The 1,655-nt window shown below is 72.3% G+C and carries 1 protein-coding gene and 1 pseudogene; one reads left to right on the forward strand and one right to left on the reverse strand.

What is annotated here, in order from left to right; all coding sequences use genetic code 11:
* Positions 1-428 (reverse strand): annotated as a pseudogene (locus B9G38_RS17050) (hypothetical protein); the annotation flags it as partial.
* Positions 429-599: 171 nt separating this feature from the next.
* On the opposite strand from B9G38_RS17050, the gene B9G38_RS17055 reads away from it, so the two are divergent.
* Entirely contained in the window at positions 600-1,283 is a 684-nt protein-coding gene (locus B9G38_RS17055; RefSeq protein ID WP_086221157.1) for a haloacid dehalogenase type II, read from the forward strand.
* The last annotated feature ends 372 nt before the right edge of the window (positions 1,284-1,655 follow it).

Here is a 1,655-nt window from a genome sequence, read left to right on the forward strand (position 1 = left end):
GTTTTTGGTAGGTCTGCGCCACACCCGGGATCTACTCGTCCCGTTGCGTCGGCGGCGCCAGCTTTGTCTAAGAGACACCCGTGCAACCCGACGCCGCCGGCTTTGAGCAGGTCGTACAGCCGGAGCGCGCGGTCGCGGACGATCTCGACGTGTTTGGCGCCGTGGTCGTTGTACCCCTTCCGGTCGACCGGGTTGACGTTCTGCGCCTCGAGGTAGGCGACGACCGCCTCGTCCGACACGAGCCGCGACATGACCTCGTTGAGCCGCTCGTCCGGGAACGCGTGGTCCGCGTCCGGATCGTACTCGTGGCGTCCGGCGTCGGTGTCGGCGTCGATCTCGTCTCGCCCGTCCGGCGCGCCGTCCGCGGTCGGATCCGGGACGTCGTCGCCGTCGGTCGGGTCGGGGGCGTCGTCGGCAGGGTCGCTCATGCGTCCTCCAGAGTCGCCCGGCCGGGATAAATGTGCGAGCCGTGCGGCCCCGGCGGCCGCGGCCGTCCCGCTGGCCGCCCTCCGGTCGGACGGGGGAGCTCCGCGGCCGAGCCGGGACGGGTCCTGCCGGCGCCCCGACCGCTTATCCGGCCGCCCGCTGTGGCCCCGCACATGGCGTTCGATCCGGACCGCGTCTCGACGGTGACGTTCGACTCGTACAGCACGCTCGTGGACGTCGAGGCCGCCGAGGCGGCGCTCGCGGACCGGGTCCCGGACCCCGAGCCGGTGTCGCGGCTCTGGCGGTCGCGGTCGCTGGCGTACGCGTTCGTCGCGAACGCGGTCGACGCCTACCAGCCGTTCTACGAGGTGAACCGCGACGCGCTGACGCACGCGCTGGCGGCGCACGGCGTCGACCTCCCCGACGCGGAGCGCGACGAGATCCTCGCGGTGTACCACGAGCTTGAGGTGTTCGACGACGTGCGCGCCGGCGTCGAGCGGCTCCGCGACGCGGGATACGACTGCTACGTCCTCTCGAACGGGAACCCCGAGATGCTCGCGTCGATGGTCGAGCACGCCGACATCGCGGACCTGATCGAGGACGCGATCAGCGCCGACGAGGTGGAGACGTTCAAGCCGGCGGCCGACCTCTACCGCCACGGCGCGGCCCGGACCGGGACGCCGATCGACGAGGTGGTCCACGCCACCGCCGGCTGGTTCGACGTGCTGGGCGCTCGCAACGCCGGGATGCAGGCCGCGCGGGTCGACCGGAAGGGGACGCCGTGGGAGCCGTTCGGCGGCGACCCGGACGTCACGGTCGAGACGCTCCACGAGCTGGCGGACCTGCTCGGGGCCTGACCGGCCGCCGACCGAATCGCTCGGACCGCGGCGCCGCGGCAGTTTCGACCCCAGACACAACACATAAGCGCGCGACCGATCCATATGCCGGTGTGATTCGACCCGCGTCCGCACGCGGTCCGCAGTCGGCGGCAGCGACGCGGCTCTTCTCGAAAAAACGCGCGTGACCCGTCCGCCGGCGGGAGTGGCGACCCCGTCCCGGACGACCCCCGACCCGCGCGCACCGGTCCGCTAACTCGCCCGGACTCTCACCGACCCGGGCGCTCACCGACCCGAACCCACCGCAGCACCCATGACGGACACCACCACCACGACACCCTACGCGACGCACGACGAGACGGACAGCGAGACGACCGACGCGCCCTTCGAGGG

It is taken from the genome of Halorubrum sp. SD612 (assembly GCF_002135005.1).